The organism is Burkholderia perseverans, assembly GCF_022870505.1.
In the GTDB taxonomy this organism is placed as follows: Bacteria; Pseudomonadota; Gammaproteobacteria; order Burkholderiales; family Burkholderiaceae; genus Burkholderia; species Burkholderia plantarii.
On the sequence record NZ_CP045093.1, the window covers coordinates 2,941,194 to 2,959,045 of the forward strand.

Here is a 17,852-nt window from a genome sequence, read left to right on the forward strand (position 1 = left end):
AGGGATGCGCGGGCACCGGAGCGCCCGCGCACGAATCGCGGATGGCCCGCGCTCAGTCGATGTTGAAGTCGATGCCCTGCGCGAGCGGCAGCGCCGACGAGTAGTTGATGGTGTTGGTGGCACGGCGCATGTAGCTCCTCCACGCGTCGGAGCCCGACTCGCGCCCGCCGCCCGTCTCCTTCTCGCCGCCGAACGCGCCGCCGATCTCGGCGCCGCTCGGCCCGATGTTGACGTTGGCGATCCCGCAGTCGCTGCCGGCCGCCGACAGGAAGCGCTCGCTCTCGCGCAGGTCGGTGGTGAACACGCACGACGACAGGCCGTGCGAGGCCGCGTTGTTGGCGGCAATCGCCTCGTCGAAGCGCTCGTACTTCAGCACGTAGAGGATCGGCGCGAACGTCTCGGTCAGCACTACGTCGGTCTGCGCCGGCATCTCGACGATCGCCGGCCGCACGTAGAAGCCGCCGTCGTGGCCCGGCACCGCGTGGCGGCCGCCGCCGAACACCGTGCCGCCCTCGCGGCGCGCCTGCTCCAGCGCCGCCTGCATGCGCGCGAACGAGGCGCCGTCGATGAGCGGCCCCATCAGCGTGCCGGCCTCGAGCGGATTGCCGATCGTGACCTTCGCGTAGAGCGCCTTGAGCCGCTCGACGGTGGCCGCGTAGACGTCGGCCTGCACGAACAGACGCCGCAGCGAGGTACAGCGCTGGCCGGCGGTGCCGACTGCCGAGAACAGGATGCCACGCAGCGCGAGCTCCATGTTCGCCGTCGACGAGACGATGCCCGCGTTGTTGCCGCCCAGTTCGAGCAGCGAGCGGCCGAAGCGGCGCGCCACTTCCACGCCCACCGTGCGGCCCATCGCGGTGCTGCCGGTGGCGCTCACCAGGTTCGAGCGCGGATCGGCCACCAGTTGCTCGCCCACCTCGCGCCCGCCGTTGAGCACGGCCGAGAGGCCGGCCGGCGCGTCGCCGAATTCGCGCAGCGCGTCGTCGAGGATCTGCTGGGTGGCCAGCGCGGTGAGCGGGGTCTTCTCCGACGGCTTCCAGATCACGGCGTTGCCGCATACCAGCGCGAGCGCCGCGTTCCACGACCAGACGGCGGCCGGGAAGTTGAACGCCGAGATCACCGTGCAGACGCCGAGCGGATGCCAGGTCTCGGCCATCCGGTGGCCGGGGCGCTCGGACGCGATGGTCAGGCCGTACAGCTGGCGCGACAGGCCCACCGCGAAATCGCAGATGTCGATCATCTCCTGCACTTCGCCGAGCCCTTCCTGCAGGATCTTGCCGCATTCGAGCGTGATCAGCGCGCCGAGCGCCTGCTTCTTCTCGCGCAGCTTGTTGCCGAGGAGGCGCACCAGCTCGCCGCGACGCGGCGCCGGCACCTCGCGCCAGGCGAGGAAGGCGCGCTGCGCGGCGTCGAGCGCCGCGTCGACTTCGGCCGCCGAGCGGCTCGCCACGCGGCCGATCGGCTGGCCGTCGATCGGCGAATGGACGGCGAGGTCGCCCGAGTCGGCCAGACGCTCGATGCCGAGCTCGGAAAGGATGCGGGTTGCGTTCACGTTGCCACCTATGGTGAGTCGGGAAAAGGAAAAATGCGGGAGCGGCCGGGCCGCTGCCGTGGCGGTTGCCGCCGTGCGCGACCGGGACGGCCGCGCACGGCGCGCTTCGGGCCGAGGCGCGCCGTGCGTCGTACCGGGTCCTGCGCGTCCGGCGTCATTCGGCGCCCTGCCGCGTCGTGACCGGCACCCAGGCGAGCGACTTCACCTGATAGAGCGTCGAGCTGGGCTGCTTCAGGTCGCCGTTGGGCATGAAGGCGATGGTGCCGGTGATGCCGTCGTAGCGGGTGGCCTTCAGCGTCGCGTTGTAGCCGGCGGGCGCCACCGTGCCGGCCTGCTGCATCGCGTGGATCACGATCCAGGTGGCGTCGTAGGCGAACGGCGCGTAGGCCAGCATGTCCACGCCGTACTTGCCGCGGAACTGCGTCTCGAACTGCCGGCCCTTGGCGAGCCGCGCGAGCGGCTGGCCGTACTCCCACACCGAGGCGCCTTCGGCGGCCGGGCCGGCCAGCCGGATGAAGTTCGCGTTCATCACGCCGCCGCCGGCCAGGAACTGCGCGCGCATGCCGAGCTGGCGCATCCGCCTGACGAGCATCGCGGCCTGCGCGTCGAGCCCGCCGAAGAACACCAGGTCCGCGCTGGCGCTCTTGATGCGCGTGAGCTGCGCGCTGAAATCGACCGCCTTGTCCGACACGAACTCGTGCGCCACCACCGTGCCGCCGTTGGCCCGCACCGCCTTCTCGAACTGGTCGGCCTCGCCCTGGCCGAACGCGGTGCGGTCGTCGATGATCGCGATGCGCTTCGCGCGCGTGACGGTGGCCGCGTAGGCGCCCGCGTTGCCGGCGTTCTGCACGTCGTTGGCGATCACGCGATAGACGGTGGCAAGGCCCGCGCGCGTGATGTCGGGATTGGTCGCGGCCGGCGTGAGCATCGGGATGCCCGCCTTCGCGTAGATCTTCGAGGCCGGCAGCGTGGTGCCCGAGTTGAAATGGCCGATCACCGCCGCGACGTGATCGTCGGCCAGCTGCTGCGCGACCTGCACGCCCACGCGCGGGTCGCCCTGGTCGTCCTGCGAATCGACCTCGAAGCGCACCGGCTTGCCGCCGATCACCGGGTGCGCGGCGTTCGCCTCGTCCACCGCCATGCGCACGCCGTCCTCGATGTCCTTGCCGTAGGCGGCGGCGCTGCCGGTGAGCGGGCTCGCCACGCCGATCTTCACGATTTCCTGCGCGAGCACGCCGCCGGCGGCGCAGGCCAGCACGGCGGTCAGGACGATGCGACGGGCGAATCTCGAACGGATCTTCATCGGACGCTTCCTTCTCGGTGGGGAATTCGCGGCGCGAATTCAGTGACGGCGGTGACGGCGATGCAGGGCCGGCGGCGGCGCGCGGCGCCGCGAGTCGGGCGATGCGGATTGCGGATTGCGGGTTCGGGGCTCCCGGGTTCGGTCTCGTTGTTTCGATATCGTGCGCCGCGGCAGGCGGCCGGTGGCTCGCTCGGGCGCGGCGATTGATTCTCGGCAGCCAATACGCGCGGATCAAACGAGATCTGCGCACCACCTCTTGCGGTTTGCTCATCAAGCCCGGCGCGAAGGGGCTGGGGCTGGCGCCGCCGGGCGCTTCGCGTCAGCTGCCCGCGTTCGCGGTCATGCGGAAGATGCCCTGCGCGTTGCCGGCGTCGAAGCGCAGGTCGAGCGTCCAGCGCTGCGTGGCGCGGTCGAATTCGCGCTTGCGCGTGATGAATTCGTAGAACGAGCCCGGCACGCTGCGCGAGAGCGTGCGGCCGTCGGCGGTCCGGAACTCGCGCTCGACGATGTCGGCGCGGTAGGCGGTCTGGAACACGCGCCCCGAGCGCGAACGCTCGACCTCGGGCTTCATCGGCCGGCCCCTGGCCTTCTCGGCCTCGGCCAGCGCGAACACGTCGGCCACGCGGTCGGTGGCGTGGTTGAACGCGTTGCCCTCGGTCGCGATCCAGGCCATCTCGGCCGATTCGGCGAGCAGCGCCTCGTAGTCGACCACGGCCGGCACGTCATGCTGGCGCGCGAACGCGCCGACCAGCACCGGCAGCAGCCGCTGCGCGGCCGCGAGCGGCAGCGTGCCGTCGCGTTCGAGTTCCCAGAGCAGGCCGGCGGCCTCGGGCGTGAGCGGGTCGCGCGAGCTGCGCACCACGTTCGAGACGGCCTGCTGGAACTCGGACGAGAAGCGCTCCGGATGCAGCTCGCTGACGAAGAACTGGGCGATGTCGTCGGGCGCGTCCTCGTGCGCATAGGCACGGCCCGTCATGCCGAGCCGGTCGAGCGGATAGCGGCCGTTCGGACGGAACCCGAGCGGGCGCAGGATGCGCGTGAACGCGGCCTCGCCGGGCGGCAGCGCGCCGTTGTCGTGCCAGCGCACGGTACGCAGCGCGCCGTGATCGAAGCAGACCGAGCCGCCCGCCTCCACCGTCTCGCGCGTGTAGGCGCGGCCGTTCGGCGAGCGGTCGAGCAGGCCCTCGAACAGCGCCATGTTCATCGCCTGCGCGAGCTCGGCGCGCGTGACGCTGCCGGGTTCCCAATCGGCCAGGCACGGCGGCAGGTTCAGCGTCGCGAACAGCGCATCGGCGGTGGCCGGGCCGAGCAGCGCGGACAGCAGGGTGTCGAGGTTGGGATTGCGCATCGGGTCTCTGGTCGAAACGAAGTGGGGCTCGCCGGCGTGGCGGACGGCGGCCAGCGGGCGGTGCGTGGCCGGATTCGCGGGTGCCGTCGGCCTTGAACTCGCCGCATTATCGGAACGACCGAGTCCGCCGTAAAGCGAGATAAAATCGGGACTTGATGCGTTTTCGGAATCATCATGCGCAAATTCAAGATCCCGAACATGGGCGCGCTGCTGGCGTTCGAGGCGGCGGCCCGCCATGAGAGCTTCACCTACGCGGCGCGCGAGCTGTTCCTGACGGAAAGCGCGATTTCGCGGCAGATCGCGACGCTGGAGGCCAGCCTCGGCGTGCGCCTGTTCGTGCGCGCCAAGCAGCGCGTGGTGCTCACGCGCGCCGGGCGCCTCTACAGCACGCAGGTGCGCCGCGCGCTGGAACATCTCGATCGCGACACGCTCTCGATCATCGCGCACGGCAGCGGCGGCAGCTACCTGGAACTGGCGGTGCTGCCCACCTTCGCCTCGCAGTGGCTGATTCCGCGCCTGAAGGATTTCTACGATCGCACGCCCGACGTGCGCGTGAACATGGGCGCGCGCACCGGGATCTTTTCATTCGCGGAATCGCATTTCGAGGCGGCGATCCATTACGGCAAGCCGACCTGGCCCGGCGCGTCGGCCGACTACCTGTTCGGCGAGGAAGTCGTGCCGGTCTGCTCGCCGGCGCTGCTGGGCAAGCCCGTGCGCAAGCCGCACGAGCTGCTCGCCTACCCGCTGCTGCACTCGACCACGCGGCCCGACGGCTGGGCGCGCTGGTTCGCCTCGCTTGGCGTGGACGAGCACGGCACCATGCAGGGCGACCGCTACGAGCTGCACACCATGCTGATCAGCGCGGCGGCGGCCGGGCTCGGCATCGCGCTGGTGCCGAAGTTCTTCGTGGACGGGCGCGAGAAGCAGCTCGGGATCGTGGTGCCCTATGTGGTGCCGCCCGCGCAAGCCGCGCGCGCGGCGGCTGCCGACGACGCCGCCTATTACCTCGTCTATCCGACCGAACTCAGCCACAGCAAGCCGCTCGAGGCGTTTCGCGCGTGGCTGCTGGCGCAGGCGCATGCGTATGGGCAGGCGCCGGGCCGGGCGGCGCGCGGTTAGCGCCGCGCACGCATGCCACCCGTTCGCGCTTCACGCCGCCCGGCATCGCCGCCACGTTCCCGCGTCCGTTGCGCCCCGCCCTCCTGAGCTTCGCCCGCGCCACGCCCGCCAGCGCCCCGGCCGGGAACGAAGCTTGCCGTGGGCGCCTTCCCGGATGCCCGCGGGGAATGGCGCGCGCCGGGTATCGCACCGCCTTCGCGCCGGCCGCCCATCCTCGGCGATCGGGCCCCGTCCGATTGATGAGATTTCCTGCACGGGGCTTTGAGGCAGGCGGGGCTGGTGAGGCGCGCCGCGACCGGCTTTAATAGGGATTGCGCGCAGCACCCGGCGTGCGCCCCCACCGCACAGGAAAGCCGATGACCCACGATTCCCCGACTCCGTTCGCCCCCGAGTCCGGCGACGGCACCGCCCTGGCCACGGCCCGGACGGCCAGCCCCGCCACCGCTGTTGTTCCCGCTGTTGTTCCCGCTGCCGGTCCGTCCTCCGGTTCCGCGCCGGCGTCGGCCGCCGCGCCGCGCCCCGCGATTTCGCGGCGCCGCTTCCTGCAGGCCGGCGCCTCGGGCGTGGCCGCCGCCGGCACGGGCGGCTGGCTCGACGGCGCGACGGCGGCGGAAACGCCCGCCGCCGCCGGCGACGCCCCCGCCGCCGCGCTCCAGCCGGCCGCGAACGACGCCGGCCGCCCGAACCTGCGCTTCGCCGTCAATGGCGTCACGCACGAGCTGACGGTGGCGCCGAACGCGATCCTGCTCGACGTGCTGCGCGACACGCTGCAGCTGACCGGCACGAAAAAAGGCTGTGATCACGGCCAGTGCGGCGCCTGCACGGTCCACGTCAACGGCGTGGCGATCAACTCGTGCCTGTCGCTCGCGCTGATGCACGAGGGCGACGCGATCACCACGGTCGAGGGGCTCGCGCAGAACGGCCGCCTGCACCCGGTCCAGCAGGCGTTCTGGGACCACGATGCCTACCAGTGCGGCTACTGCACGGCCGGCCAGATGATGAGCGCGGTGGCCGTGCTGCGCGACGCGCGGATTCCCGCCGACGACCACTCGGTGCGCGAGGCGATGAGCGGCAACATCTGCCGCTGCGGCGCCTATCGCAACATCGTCGCCGCGATCCAGGACGCGCGCGCCAAGGGCGGGAGGAATCTCTGATGCGCAGCTTCGACTACCAGCGCGCCGATTCGGTCGCGCAGGCGCTGGCCGCGCGCGCGGCCGACCAGGCGGTGTTCCTCGCGGGCGGCACCACGCTGCTCGACCTGATGAAGCTCGACGTGATGCGCCCGGCGCGCGTGGTCGACATCCACAAACTCGCGCTGGACCGGATCGAGCCGTTGCCGGACGGGCGCGTGCGGATCGGCGCGATGGTGTCGAACACCGCGCTCGCGCACGACGACGCGATCCGCCATGCCTATCCGCTGCTCTCGCAGGCGCTGCTGTCGGGCGCCAGCACGCAGCTGCGCAACAAGGCCACCACCGCCGGCAACCTGATGCAGCGCGTGCGCTGCGGCTACTTCCGCGACGGCGTCTCGCCGTGCAACAAGCGCGAGCCGGGCTCGGGATGCGCCGCGATCGACGGCCAGAACCGCAACGTCCACGCGGTGCTCGGCGGCAGCGACCACTGCATCGCCGCGCATCCGTCCGACATGTGCGTGGCGATGGCCGCGATCGGCGCGCGCGTGCAGGTGCAGGGGCCGGCCGGCGCGCGCGAGATCGATTTCGCCGATTTCCACCTGCTGCCCGGCGCCACGCCGTGGCGCGAGCACGCGCTGGCCGACGGCGAACTGGTCACCCACGTCACGCTCGACGCGCCGCTCGCCGGCAGCCGCTCGGCCTACCTGAAGCTGCGCGACCGCGCCTCGTACCAGTTCGCGCTGGCCTCGTGCGCGGCCATCGTGGTGATGCGCGGCGGCACCATCGAGACCGCGCGGCTCGCGCTGGGCGGCGTGGCCACCCGGCCGTGGCGCGCGCTCGCGGCCGAACAGGCGCTGGCCGGCCAGCCGGCCACGGTCGACACGTTCGCGAAGGCCGCCGCGCTGGCGCTCGCCGGCGCGCGCTCGTATGGCCAGAACGGCTTCAAGATCGCGCTCGGCCAGCAGGCGATCGTGCGCAACCTGCAGACGGTCACCGCATGACGTCCGCCCCTTTCCAGCCCACTCCGGAGCCTCGCATGAGCGAATCGACGATCGGCCGGCCAATGAAGCGCGTGGACGGCCAACTGAAGGTGACGGGCGCCGCGCGCTACACGGCCGACCAGCATCCGCCCGGCATGGTGTATGCCTATGGCGTGTTCAGCACCATCGCGAGCGGACGCGTCACGCGCATCGACACCAGCGACGCGCGCCGCGTGCCGGGCGTGATTGAGATCCTCCATCACGAGCACGTGCCGCGCATGTACCGGCCGAAGAAGAGCCCGATCTCGATCCCGACCATCCTGCGCGCGACCATCACCGACGAATCGCGCCTGCCGCTCGAGGACGCCAACGTCAACTACGCGGGCCAGTTCGTGGCGCTGGTGATCGCCGATACGTTCGAGCACGCGCGCGAGGCCGCCTGCCGGGTGCGCGTGGACTACGCGCGCAACCACGCCGCCGCCACGCTCGAGCAGGGGCTCGCGACGGGCGGCTCGCACGACGGCGGACGCGGCCATGCGCGCGGCGAGGCCGAGCCGGCGTTCGACGCGGCGCCGCACCGGATCGACGCGACCTACCGCACGCCGGTGGAAACCCACAACCCGATGGAGATGCATGCCACCGTGGCGCGCTGGGAGGACGGCCATCTCTACGTGTTCGAGGCCTCGCAGGGCGTCACCGTGCATCGCAACACGCTGGCCAGCGTGTTCGGCCTCACGCCCGATCAGGTCACCGTGGACGCGCCGTTCATCGGCTCGGGCTTCGGCAGCAAGCTGTTCATGTGGCCGCATTCGGTGGCGGCCAGCGCCGCCGCGCTCGCGGTCGGCCGGCCCGTGCAGCTGGTGGTGCCGCGCGCGCAGATGTTCACCACCACCGGCCATCGCCCCGAGACCAGGCAGCGGCTGCGGCTGGCGGCCGACGCGTCGGGCCGGCTCGTCTCGCTGCGCCACGAATCGGTCAACACCACCTCGATGACCGACCAGTTCGTCGAGAACTGCGGCGGCGTGTCGCGCGTGCTCTACTCCTGCCCGAACGTGCTGGTGAGCCACCAGACCACGCGCGTGAACCACGGCTCGGCCACCTCGATGCGCGCGCCGGGCGCCGCGCCCGGCCTGTTCGCGCTCGAATCGGCGATCGACGAACTCGCGCTCGCGGTCGGCCAGGACCCGCTCGCGTTCCGGCTGCAGAATCTCTCCACGCGCGACGAGGTGGCCAACCTGCCGTGGTCCGGCAACCATCTGCCCGAGGCGATCGCCACGGCGGCCGAGCGCTTCGGCTGGGCGGCGCGCGAGCCGGGCATCGGTGCGATGCGCGACGGCCGCGAGGTGATCGGCTACGGCATGGCCGCCTGCAATTGGGATGCCTACCGCACCCCGGCCGAGGCGCGCGTGCAGCTCGCGAGCGACGGCACCGTGCTCGTCAACTGCGCGGTGCAGGACATCGGCACCGGCACCTACACGATCGCCGCGCAGATCGTGGCCGAGCTGACCGGCCTGCCGGTCGAGCGCATCAAGGTGCGGCTCGGCAATTCCTCGTTCCCGCCCGCGCCGATGTCGGGCGGCTCGTGGGCCACCGCGAGCGTGTCGCCGGCCATCGCCGAGGCCACCCGCAATGCGATCGCGCAGCTGAAGACGATCGCCACCGCCGACGGCGCGCCGTTCGCGGGCGTGAAGCCCGAGGATCTGCGCTTCGAACGCGGCATGCTCGGCGACGGCAAGCATGAAGCCGGGTTCGACGCGGTGCTCAAGGCGCGCCGCTACGCCAATGCCGAAGGCTTCGCGAGCACCGCCGCGGCGCCCTCGGGCAAGGTCTCGTTCCGCTCGTTCGGGGTCCACTTCGTCGAGGTCCGCTGGGACCCGGGCATCTCGCACCTGCGCGTGGCGCGCGTGGTCAGCGCGATCGACGTGGGCCGCGTGATGAACCCGCTGACGGCGCGCAACCAGGTGGAAGGCGCGATCGTGATGGGCGTGGGCATGGCGCTGTTCGAGGCCACCGAGTACGACCCGCGCACCGGCCTGCCCGCCAACAACAACTACGCCGAATACGTGGTGCCGGTCCACGCGGACCAGCCCGAGATCGAGGTGATCTTCCTCGATCACCCCGATTTCGAACTGAACGAGTTCGGCGCGCGCGGGGTGGGCGAGATCGGCATCACCGGGCTCGCGGCCGCAGTGGCGAATGCGGTTCATCACGCCACCGGCAAGCGCGTGCGCGAGCTGCCGATCACGTTGGACAAGCTGCTCGATCCGGCCGCGCCGGTGTTCGCGTAGACGCGCGATACCGCACGACGTCGCTCGATATCGCACGGTGGCACGCGCGCACCCTGCGCCGTGCCACCCTCAGGCTTCGCCGAGCAGCGCGATCACGAAATCGAGGAACGCGCGCGTGCGCGCCGGCAGGTGGTCGCGCGACGGGTAATAGGCGTAGAGCGGAAAACGTTCGTCGGCCCAGTCGGGGAACAGCTCGACGAACCGGCCGTCGGCGAGCAGCGGGCCGGCCGAGAAGCGCAGCATCTGCGCGATGCCGAGCCCGCCCACGCAGGCCTGCATCATGGCCGACGGATCGTTGACGATCAGCCGCCCGCGCGTGGCCACCACGCGGCGCGCGCGCTTGCGATGGAACTCCCACGGAAACGGCTTGCCCGTCTCCGGGTTGCGGAATTCGATGCAGGTGTGGCGGCTGTCGGCGAGCGCCTCGGGCGTGGCCGGCCGGCCGCGGCGCGCCAGATACGCGGGCGCGGCGGTGGTGACGACGGCCGTGTCGAGCAGCTTGCGGCCGATCATCGTGGAGGCGCGCGGCTCGCCGAACTGGATGGCCAGATCGAAGCCGTCCATCACGAGGTCGCCCACCGTGTCGCGCGCGATGAACTCCAGTTCGAGCTCGGGATGCGCGGCCATGAAGCGTTCGAGCGGCGCGCCGAGGATCGCCGCATAGCAGACCGGATCGAGATTGACGCGCAGGCGCCCGCGCGCCACGGCGGCGTCGCCGGCCGCGCCGGCCGCCGCTTCCTCCAGCCCCGCCAGATGCGGCATCACGCGTTCGTGGAAACGCCGCCCCTCGTCGGTCAGCACCACCGAGCGCGTGGTGCGATGGAACAGGCGGATCCGCAGCCGCTGCTCGAGCCGCGCGATCGCGCGGCTCACGCCGGGCGGCGTCATGCCGATCGCGTCGGCCGCCGCCGCGAACGTGCCGGCCGCCACCACCGCCGCGAACACGCTGATGCCACCGGACAGGTTCTCGTGACGGGTTCGCATGGTCGGGTGGCCGGCCGCGCCGGCATGGGGGAAGGTGGCTCGCAGGCTACCACGCCGGCTGTCGCGATTGATGATTCAGCGTCACTTGTCTGGGAACGGTGATGTCATTGAGTTTTTCGTGTCGGCACGCATCGCGCGCCTCGGCGACGGCTCGGCGGCGAAGGTCCATCGAGCGGCTCTGCCGGCGACAGGTGCCGCCGTCGCGTCGGCAATCGTGCCGGATCGTGCGGAGAGCACCGAATTGTCGTTCGATCACCGGGCGGGCTCACGTGTCGCACGCGCTACGCGGGCCGGCATGAGCGTGACCGTTCCCGCCACCCGATCGGCCCGCCCAGCCCGCGCCGTGCCGCCCGCGGCCCTGCGCGGCTATCTCGCCCCGCATCGCCATAAGTCATGTTTATCAATTTGATAAACCAAAGATAGTTTTTATTATGGCGACGCGCATCTACACTCCGTGCAAACCCTGATCCGGAAATTGGGCCTGGTCCGTCCGGATCGATCGTTTCCCCGCGGGGCGCGCGCCGCCGGCTCCAGCCGCCGCGCGCCCCGCATCCGACCGAGAGGCAAACCGCATGACCGCATTGTTTACCCCGTTCAGCCTGAAGGACGCCAAGCTGCGCAACCGCATCGCGGTGCCGCCGATGTGCCAGTACAGCGCCGTCGACGGCTTCGTCAACGACTGGCATCTCGCGCACTACACGAGCCTCGCGCGCGGCGGCGCCGGCCTGGTGATCGTCGAGGCGACCGCCGTCGCTCCGGAAGGCCGCATCACGCCCGCCTGCACCGGCCTCTGGGACGACGCGCAGATCGAAGGGATGGCGCGCATCGCCGCCGCCATCAAGGCCGCCGGCGCGGTGCCCGGCATCCAGATCGCGCACGCCGGCCGCAAGGCCAGCGCGAACCGCCCGTGGGAAGGCGACGACCACATCGCCAACGACGCGCCCGGCGGCTGGCAGACCATCTCGCCGTCGGCCGTACCGTTCGGCGCGAACCTGCCGAAGGTGCCGACCGCGATGACGCTCGACGACATCGCGCGCGTGCGCGCCGATTTCGCGGCCACCGCGCGCCGCGCGCTGGCGGCAGGCTTCGAATGGCTCGAACTGCACTTCGCGCACGGCTATCTGGCGCAGAGCTTCTTCTCGCCGCACGCGAACCAGCGCGACGACGAATACGGCGGCAGCTGGGCCAAGCGCGGCCGCTTCCTGAACGAGACGCTCGCGGCGGTGCGCGATGTGTGGCCGGAGCGCCTGCCGCTGACGGCGCGTTTCGGCGTGATCGAATACGACGGCAACGACGCCGCCACGCTCGACGCCTCGATCAACCTGGCCGGCGACTTCAAGCGCGGCGGCCTGGACCTGCTCAGCGTCAGCGTGGGCTTCTCGACGCCGGCCGCGAACATCCCGTGGGGGCCGGCGTTCCTCGCGCCGATCGCCGCGCGCGTGAAGCAGGAAACCGGGCTGCCGGTGGCCTCGGCCTGGGGCATCGACGATCCGGCCATCGCCAGCCGCACCGTGGCCGACGGCCAGCTCGACCTGGTGATGGTGGGCCGCGCGCATCTGGCCAATCCGCACTGGCCGTACTACGCGGGCAAGAAGCTCGGCATCAAGCGCCCGTCGTGGGTGCTGCCGGCACCGTATGCGCACTGGCTCGAGCGCTACGCGCCGGCTACGGATAGCGCGGCGTAGCAAGCACGGCGACGAACCGGTCCCGTGCGCGGATTCGCGAGTTCGGGCCGGTAGTGGGCGGGCTCGCGGTAACGGCGGCACATTGCGTGCCGCCGTTTTTTTTGATTTTCGTGGAGACTGCTGGCGGATTGGCCGTAGTCGGGCCAACAAGGGATGCCCATTAGCAGCCTGCTGAAATACCCCTCGTCAGCGAGCAGACTTGCTTCGCCCGCTCGCCGAACGGGCGCGGCTTTCCGGGAGACGGGAATTCAAGCTTCGGTGCCGCGATTTCCGATGGTCTGAGCCCGTTTCCTGCCCGAATTCCTCCTTTTACGCCGCCGCCGGACGGACTGCTCCCAGCGAGCGCATGCGTACAAGGTTGTAGGCTGCCATGTTCAGCGCGAACATCTGGTCAACCTTCTCAAGCCCGCGCACCATCACCTGCCGCATGCGGCCCACCATCTTGACCCGGCCAAACGACTGCTCGATCAGCTTGCGCTTTTGTTGCGACAGCGCGTAACCCACGCTCCCGGCAATCTCGTCGGCTACCGCCGAGTGGCGATTCGACTTGTTCTGCACCATATGCGGCACGACCTTCAACTGCTCGCAGGTTTCGATGAATTCCTGCGCGTCGTGGCCCTTGTCCGCGCCCAGCGTGATCGGTGTCGTGTCGTCCGCCCTTCGCGTCAGATTCGTACATCTGCGCGAACAATCGATCCAGCTTCGCCAGCGCTTCGTTCGCCATCTCGCGAATCGCTCGCAGCGGATGCGATGCCGGAACGAAATCGTCCAGCTTGCGAACCGCGAACAGGCTTTCAGTGAAGGTGTCGGCGCCGCGCATGATCTCCAGGACGCAGGGTGGGTTCTCGTATCAACGTGTCAGCTGTTCCGCTCGATGCCAGGCCGGGGGGGTATTTCAGCAAACTGTTATGGGTATCGCGACGAGGAGTATTTCCTCCTCAAAATCCGCGCCGCGTTCCCCGGTAATCCGCGATGAGCCAAAAAAGTACGTCGCAAACAGTTACGTCAATTCGCAGCGACAACAGCGCGCGACGCGACGATGTGTGTCGTGGCGCGAAGATTTCGGTATGGCGCAGGCGAACGGGATCACGGCGCGATGCGCCGACGGTGGAACAAAGATCTCGAGCGGGGAGATCAGCTGTGGCAGTATTGTCGCAGGTTGATCATCGTCCGTTCTCACGCAATGCGATCCCGAATTCATCGATGTAATTGGGCCCGGCGAATTATGTAATCGAGCCGCTACACCTGGCTAGCACTACAATGCGAAAGTAATGACCAAACAGCCATGGAGTCAAAAAAATGAAAGGTTTGCTGCCGTTTACCCATAGCATCGCAAGCGATTCATTTGCTCTTGAATACGAGACATGCAATCAATACATCAAGCCGGCCAGCACGACTGAGCGCTTCGATGTTTGGCCGAACGGCTCGCAGACCGTCGAAAAAGTAATCGTTTTTTCGGCTGGCCAGCGGATCATTACCGAACCGATCCATGTTTCGAGCGAACACGTCCTGGAACTGGCCTTTTCCTTACCTACGGGGATGGATGCCCGTTCGGGGGCCGCAATCGAGTTGCGGCTCAGCAATGGGGGAGCCTCTATTTCGACATGGTATACGCATCGTATTTCAGAACTAAAGCCCCTTTGTCGACAGACCATCAGGCTTGGGCTATCCCAGTTTGCAGGAGAGACACGTTGGTTTGAGCTTGCCCTCGTTTCGTCGTCGGGGATCAACGCAACGGTGGGCATTTCGCGGTTCGTTATCTGCGAACAGGGCCGTCTATCTCGCGTCAATGCCCTGTCGAATTATGACCAACGCTTGAAAAATGAGATTTCACATTTTTCGGGGACCGCCTATACGCACACGATGTACGGGAGCCAAAAAAGTCGATCTGAAGAAATTGAGCTGGAGCGGCATCAGGCGCAGCTGCATGCCCAACCGCGCTTCCTTCTGGAGCAGGAAGCGTCTCTCAGAAAGGCTGTATCCCTAGTCCAACCAGAGGCCGGTGAGCCGGTGTTTGGTTTCGCGCAGCGCTGCCTTGGCAGCGTGATTCCATTGACGCCCCCGGATTTCTACTCGAGAGCCTCAAACCTCGGCCGGGATCGTACGCTTCGCATCCTTTCTCTCTGTGCGGGCGCGGCGCGAATCGAAGAGGAGATCACTAAACACTGCCAGACGCAAGTCGAACTCACTTTACTTGATGTTAGCGAGGACCTCATCCAGCGTGCGGCGGCCAGATTCTCAGAAGGTGGTCACAAAGTACGATGTCTGGTCGGGGATATTAATAATGGGCTTCCCGGTGATGAATCATTCAACATTATTGTCTGTGTATCGGCCCTCCACCATGTAGCTAATCTTGAGCTGGTTCTGTCACAAATCAATGAGCGCCTTACGCCGGACGGGGAATTTTGGAGCATCGGCGAGCAAATTGGAAGGAACGGAAATCGACTGTGGCCAGAAGCAATGTCTGCAGCAAACGATGCCTTCAAAAAGCTGCCGAAACGGTACAGAAAGAACGCCCATACCAACAAAATTGATGAGACTGTACCGGATGATGATTTTTCGACTGGCTGCTTCGAGGGCATTAGAAGCGAAGAACTCAGCGCAATGCTTGAGAGCTATCTAGTTCCGGTTGACGTCTACAAACGTAACTGCTTTCTTTGGCGCTTGTCCGATGCAACCTACTGCGACAATTTCAACCTATCTTTTCCTGAAGACTTGCAGCACCTCCGTGAATTGGTTATCGCAGAGGCGATGCACTGGGTCAGAGGAGGAAGAGGCACTGAAATGCATGGGGTGTTCCGGCGCAAACAGTTCTGACGTTAGAGCGTGTCATGCACTCTTCTAGCTGAGTTGGGTCGAAGCTGGATGGAAAAACGCCGCCCTTACCCAAGCGATATAGCGGATGAAGAATGGGGCTTCGTGGCGCCCTATCTGACCTTGATGAAAGAGGACGCCCCGTGGCGGCAATACGACCTGCGAGAGCTATACAACGCGCTGCGCTGGCTGGCCCGCGCAGGCGCGCCATGGCGGTTGCTGCCGACCAATTTTCCACCGTGGGAAGCCGTTTATCAGCAGACACAACGATGGCTTCGCGCCGGGTGTTTTGAAGCGATGACCGACGATCTGCGCTCGGTCATTCGCGTTGCGCAAGCGCGTCAGGGCCAGCCCAGTGCGGTCATTCTCGATAGGCGAACGCTTCAGTCCACATGCGAAAGCGGCCCGCGTGCAGGATACGACGGCTACCAACGCAAGCGTGGCAGCAAAGCGCATATCGCTGTCGACACATTGGGACATCTGCTGGCCGCCTACATCACGCCAGCCGACGAGCAGGAGCGCGCCCAGGTTAAGGAACTGGCGCAACAAGTCCAGCAAGCGACGGGCAAAACGGTGAAACTGGCTTTCGCGGACCAAGGTTGCACCGGCAAGGATGCGGCGGCGGCCGCGAGCGCCGAAGGCATCGAGCTGCAGGTCGTCAAACTACCCGAGGCGAAGAAAGGCTTCGTGCTTTTGCCACGACGCTGGGTAGTCGAGCGCAGCTTCGGCTGGCTCAATCGCTTTCGCAGGCTGGCACGTGATTACGAGCGTCTGCCTGAAACGCTGGCCGGCTTGCACTTCGTCGTCTTTGTCTCCTCGATGCTCGCTCGCGCGGCTCAGTACTTTTGAAAGTGCATAACACACTCTAGGACGCGAAGCATTGGACAACGCATAACGGAATCGGCATACGTCACCAAAGTTCTGATCGAGGCGTCGAGACGGTACGCTGGACTCGCTTACGCGCATCTGATGGTCCGCTCCGGGTCGAACAGAGCCCCTCCCCCGAAATCCGCGATGAACTTTCAGGGTTCACGCGCAACACTGCCCGCAGCCCGTCATCCCCTCCGCCCCCCTCAAGGGCGCCCAACCATCGTCATCCGTTCCGGCATCCCGCCGTCGGACTCGCACGTGCCGCCCCCAGCCTCGCTCGCCACGCCACCCCGCATGCCCGCCAGGAATGACTGTTATCGCCGCGCCCCGCCTTCTTCGCCGGGCGCCCGGCCGTCAAGATTCACTCATCGACCCAACCACAACAGGAGCAACACGATGAGCCAGTTTCCCTCCCACACGATCGACACCGCCCCGGCCGATTCGAAGGCCTCGCTCGAAGGCGCGAAGAAGGCCTTCGGCTTCGTGCCGAACCTGCAGTCGCACATGGCCGAATCGCCCGAACTGCTGGCCGGCTACTCGGCCCTCTGGGACCTGTTCGCCAAGAGCACGCTGAGCGCGCACGAGCAGCAGGTGGTCTACCTGACCTCGAACTTCGAGAACAACTGCCACTACTGCATGGCCGGCCACAGCACGCTGGCCAAGATGATCGGCATGGACGCGGCCACCATCGCCGCGCTGCGCGCCGGCACCGCGCTGCCCGACCCGAAGCTCGAGGCGCTGCACCGCCTGACCACGATCGTGGTGCGCGAGCGCGGCTTCGTGCCGGACGCCGAGATCGACGCGTTCCTCGCGGCCGGCTACACGCGCCGCAACGTGCTGGAAGTGATCCTCGGCGTCGCCACCAAGGTGATGAGCAACTACACGAACCACATCGTGCATACCGAGAACGACGCGTTCATGAAGGGCAACGAGTGGACCAAGCCCGGCACCGCCGCGGCCTGAAGTCCGACACCTGAAGTCCGGCATCCGATGTCCGGCACCTGATACCGACGCACACCGCGCCGCGTTCCCGCGCCCCCGGGCGCGGCGCGCCTTCCTCGATGATGGAGACGACCATGTCCCTGCAACAGCAACTCGACGCCTTCAAGGCCGACTTCCGCGGCGGCAAGCCGCCCTACCACGCGCCGCCGGAGATCCATCCGATCATGGAGCGCGCCACCGCCGAGCTGATCGCGAGCGGCCAGGCCGGCCGCGCGATCAAGGCCGGCGAGCGCGCCCCGCAGTTCACGCTGCGCGACCAGAACGGCCGCGAGGTGGCCTCGACCGACCTGCTCGCCCAGGGGCCGCTCGTCGTCACGTTCTATCGCGGCGTCTGGTGCCCGTACTGCAACATCGAGCTGCAGGCGCTGAACGCGGTGCTGCCACGGCTGCGCGAGTACGGTGCGAACCTGGTGGCGATCTCGCCGCAAACGCCCGTCAACAGCCGCAAGTCGGTGCGCGAGAACCAGCTCGACTTCCCGGTGCTCAGCGATGCCCACGGCGAGACGGCCGCCGCGTTCGGCCTGCGCTTCGCGCTGCCCGACTATCTGGTCGACCTCTACAAGCAACTGAAGAACGACCTGCCGGTGGCCAACGACGATCCGTCGTGGACGCTGCCGATGCCGGCACGCTACGTGATCGGCCGCGACGGCATCGTGCTCTACTCCGAGGTCAATCCCGACTACACGCATCGCCCCGAGCCGGACGACCTGTTCCCCGTGCTCGACCGCGCCCGCGCGACGCGCTGAACGCCGCGCCGCCTTCCGCGCCGGCCCG

The 17,852-nt window shown here is 68.1% G+C and carries 13 protein-coding genes and 1 pseudogene; 9 read left to right on the top strand and 5 right to left on the bottom strand.

From position 1 onward, the window contains the following. Positions 1-52 precede the first annotated feature (52 nt). The 3 genes from amaB to BpN12_RS12230 all read right to left on the bottom strand — a co-directional run bounded on the left by amaB (position 53) and on the right by BpN12_RS12230 (position 4,203). Positions 53-1,552: an L-piperidine-6-carboxylate dehydrogenase gene (gene amaB, locus BpN12_RS12220; protein ID WP_246792846.1), complete on the bottom strand. Its 1,500-nt coding sequence runs from the start codon at positions 1,550-1,552 to the stop codon at positions 53-55. A 154-nt stretch (positions 1,553-1,706) separates the two neighbouring features. Further along, positions 1,707-2,855 (bottom strand): branched-chain amino acid ABC transporter substrate-binding protein, encoded by a 1,149-nt coding sequence (locus tag BpN12_RS12225; protein WP_246792847.1) that lies wholly within the window; start codon positions 2,853-2,855, stop codon positions 1,707-1,709. A 319-nt stretch (positions 2,856-3,174) separates the two neighbouring features. Further along, complete coding sequence (locus BpN12_RS12230; protein ID WP_246792848.1) at positions 3,175-4,203, bottom strand: DUF1338 domain-containing protein; 1,029 nt, start codon at positions 4,201-4,203, stop codon at positions 3,175-3,177. 174 nt (positions 4,204-4,377) lie between these two features. Between BpN12_RS12230 and BpN12_RS12235 the strand changes: the two genes are divergently transcribed. From BpN12_RS12235 to BpN12_RS12250, 4 genes are all read left to right on the top strand, one after another. Continuing rightward, positions 4,378-5,322 carry a LysR substrate-binding domain-containing protein gene (locus BpN12_RS12235; protein ID WP_246792849.1) on the top strand — a complete coding sequence of 315 codons (945 nt, stop codon included), beginning with the start codon at positions 4,378-4,380 and terminating at the stop codon, positions 5,320-5,322. Positions 5,323-5,678: 356 nt separating this feature from the next. Beyond that, positions 5,679-6,476 (top strand): (2Fe-2S)-binding protein, encoded by a 798-nt coding sequence (locus BpN12_RS12240; protein WP_425306264.1) that lies wholly within the window; start codon positions 5,679-5,681, stop codon positions 6,474-6,476. Next, positions 6,476-7,456, top strand: a complete 981-nt coding sequence (locus tag BpN12_RS12245) for an FAD binding domain-containing protein (protein ID WP_246792850.1) — start codon at positions 6,476-6,478, stop codon at positions 7,454-7,456. The genes BpN12_RS12240 and BpN12_RS12245 overlap by 1 nt, the downstream gene beginning before the upstream one ends. Before the next feature lie 35 nt (positions 7,457-7,491). Then, a complete protein-coding gene (locus tag BpN12_RS12250; RefSeq protein ID WP_246792851.1) occupies positions 7,492-9,723 on the top strand; it encodes a xanthine dehydrogenase family protein molybdopterin-binding subunit in 2,232 nt (743 codons plus the stop codon). A gap of 69 nt (positions 9,724-9,792) precedes the next feature. Here BpN12_RS12250 and BpN12_RS12255 read toward each other — a convergent pair whose 3' ends face one another. Next, on the bottom strand, positions 9,793-10,707 hold the full coding sequence (locus tag BpN12_RS12255) for a LysR family transcriptional regulator (protein ID WP_246792852.1): 915 nt from the start codon (positions 10,705-10,707) through the stop codon (positions 9,793-9,795). Between the two features lie 572 nt (positions 10,708-11,279). Between BpN12_RS12255 and BpN12_RS12260 the strand changes: the two genes are divergently transcribed. Further along, positions 11,280-12,392, top strand: coding sequence for an NADH:flavin oxidoreductase/NADH oxidase (locus BpN12_RS12260; protein WP_246792853.1), 1,113 nt, complete (start codon positions 11,280-11,282; stop codon positions 12,390-12,392). A gap of 309 nt (positions 12,393-12,701) precedes the next feature. On the opposite strand, the pseudogene BpN12_RS12265 reads toward BpN12_RS12260, so the two are convergent. After that, positions 12,702-13,212 (bottom strand): annotated as a pseudogene (locus tag BpN12_RS12265) (transposase). Positions 13,213-13,691: 479 nt separating this feature from the next. Between BpN12_RS12265 and BpN12_RS12270 the strand changes: the two are divergent. From BpN12_RS12270 to BpN12_RS12285, 4 genes are all read left to right on the top strand, one after another. Continuing rightward, entirely contained in the window at positions 13,692-15,209 is a 1,518-nt protein-coding gene (locus BpN12_RS12270) for a class I SAM-dependent methyltransferase (protein ID WP_246792854.1), read from the top strand. A 48-nt stretch (positions 15,210-15,257) separates the two neighbouring features. Continuing rightward, a complete protein-coding gene (locus tag BpN12_RS12275; protein WP_246792855.1) occupies positions 15,258-16,055 on the top strand; it encodes an IS5 family transposase in 798 nt (265 codons plus the stop codon). Positions 16,056-16,472: 417 nt separating this feature from the next. Beyond that, positions 16,473-17,039: a carboxymuconolactone decarboxylase family protein gene (locus BpN12_RS12280; RefSeq protein WP_246792856.1), complete on the top strand. Its 567-nt coding sequence runs from the start codon at positions 16,473-16,475 to the stop codon at positions 17,037-17,039. 113 nt (positions 17,040-17,152) lie between these two features. Beyond that, a complete protein-coding gene (locus BpN12_RS12285; protein WP_246792857.1) occupies positions 17,153-17,824 on the top strand; it encodes a peroxiredoxin-like family protein in 672 nt (223 codons plus the stop codon). Positions 17,825-17,852: the final 28 nt, after the last annotated feature.

What these genes read in the sequence shown, in the direction of transcription:
- BpN12_RS12225 (WP_246792847.1), bottom strand. Translation starts at nt 2,855, where the DNA reads ATGAAGATCCGTTCGAGATTCGCCCGTCGCATCGTCCTGACCGCCGTG.
- BpN12_RS12230 (WP_246792848.1), bottom strand. Translation starts at nt 4,203, where the DNA reads ATGCGCAATCCCAACCTCGACACCCTGCTGTCCGCGCTGCTCGGCCCG.
- BpN12_RS12235 (WP_246792849.1), top strand. Translation starts at nt 4,378, where the DNA reads ATGCGCAAATTCAAGATCCCGAACATGGGCGCGCTGCTGGCGTTCGAG.
- BpN12_RS12240 (WP_425306264.1), top strand. Translation starts at nt 5,679, where the DNA reads ATGACCCACGATTCCCCGACTCCGTTCGCCCCCGAGTCCGGCGACGGC.
- BpN12_RS12245 (WP_246792850.1), top strand. Translation starts at nt 6,476, where the DNA reads ATGCGCAGCTTCGACTACCAGCGCGCCGATTCGGTCGCGCAGGCGCTG.
- BpN12_RS12250 (WP_246792851.1), top strand. Translation starts at nt 7,492, where the DNA reads ATGAGCGAATCGACGATCGGCCGGCCAATGAAGCGCGTGGACGGCCAA.
- BpN12_RS12255 (WP_246792852.1), bottom strand. Translation starts at nt 10,707, where the DNA reads ATGCGAACCCGTCACGAGAACCTGTCCGGTGGCATCAGCGTGTTCGCG.
- BpN12_RS12260 (WP_246792853.1), top strand. Translation starts at nt 11,280, where the DNA reads ATGACCGCATTGTTTACCCCGTTCAGCCTGAAGGACGCCAAGCTGCGC.
- BpN12_RS12270 (WP_246792854.1), top strand. Translation starts at nt 13,692, where the DNA reads ATGAAAGGTTTGCTGCCGTTTACCCATAGCATCGCAAGCGATTCATTT.
- BpN12_RS12275 (WP_246792855.1), top strand. Translation starts at nt 15,258, where the DNA reads ATGGAAAAACGCCGCCCTTACCCAAGCGATATAGCGGATGAAGAATGG.
- BpN12_RS12280 (WP_246792856.1), top strand. Translation starts at nt 16,473, where the DNA reads ATGAGCCAGTTTCCCTCCCACACGATCGACACCGCCCCGGCCGATTCG.
- BpN12_RS12285 (WP_246792857.1), top strand. Translation starts at nt 17,153, where the DNA reads ATGTCCCTGCAACAGCAACTCGACGCCTTCAAGGCCGACTTCCGCGGC.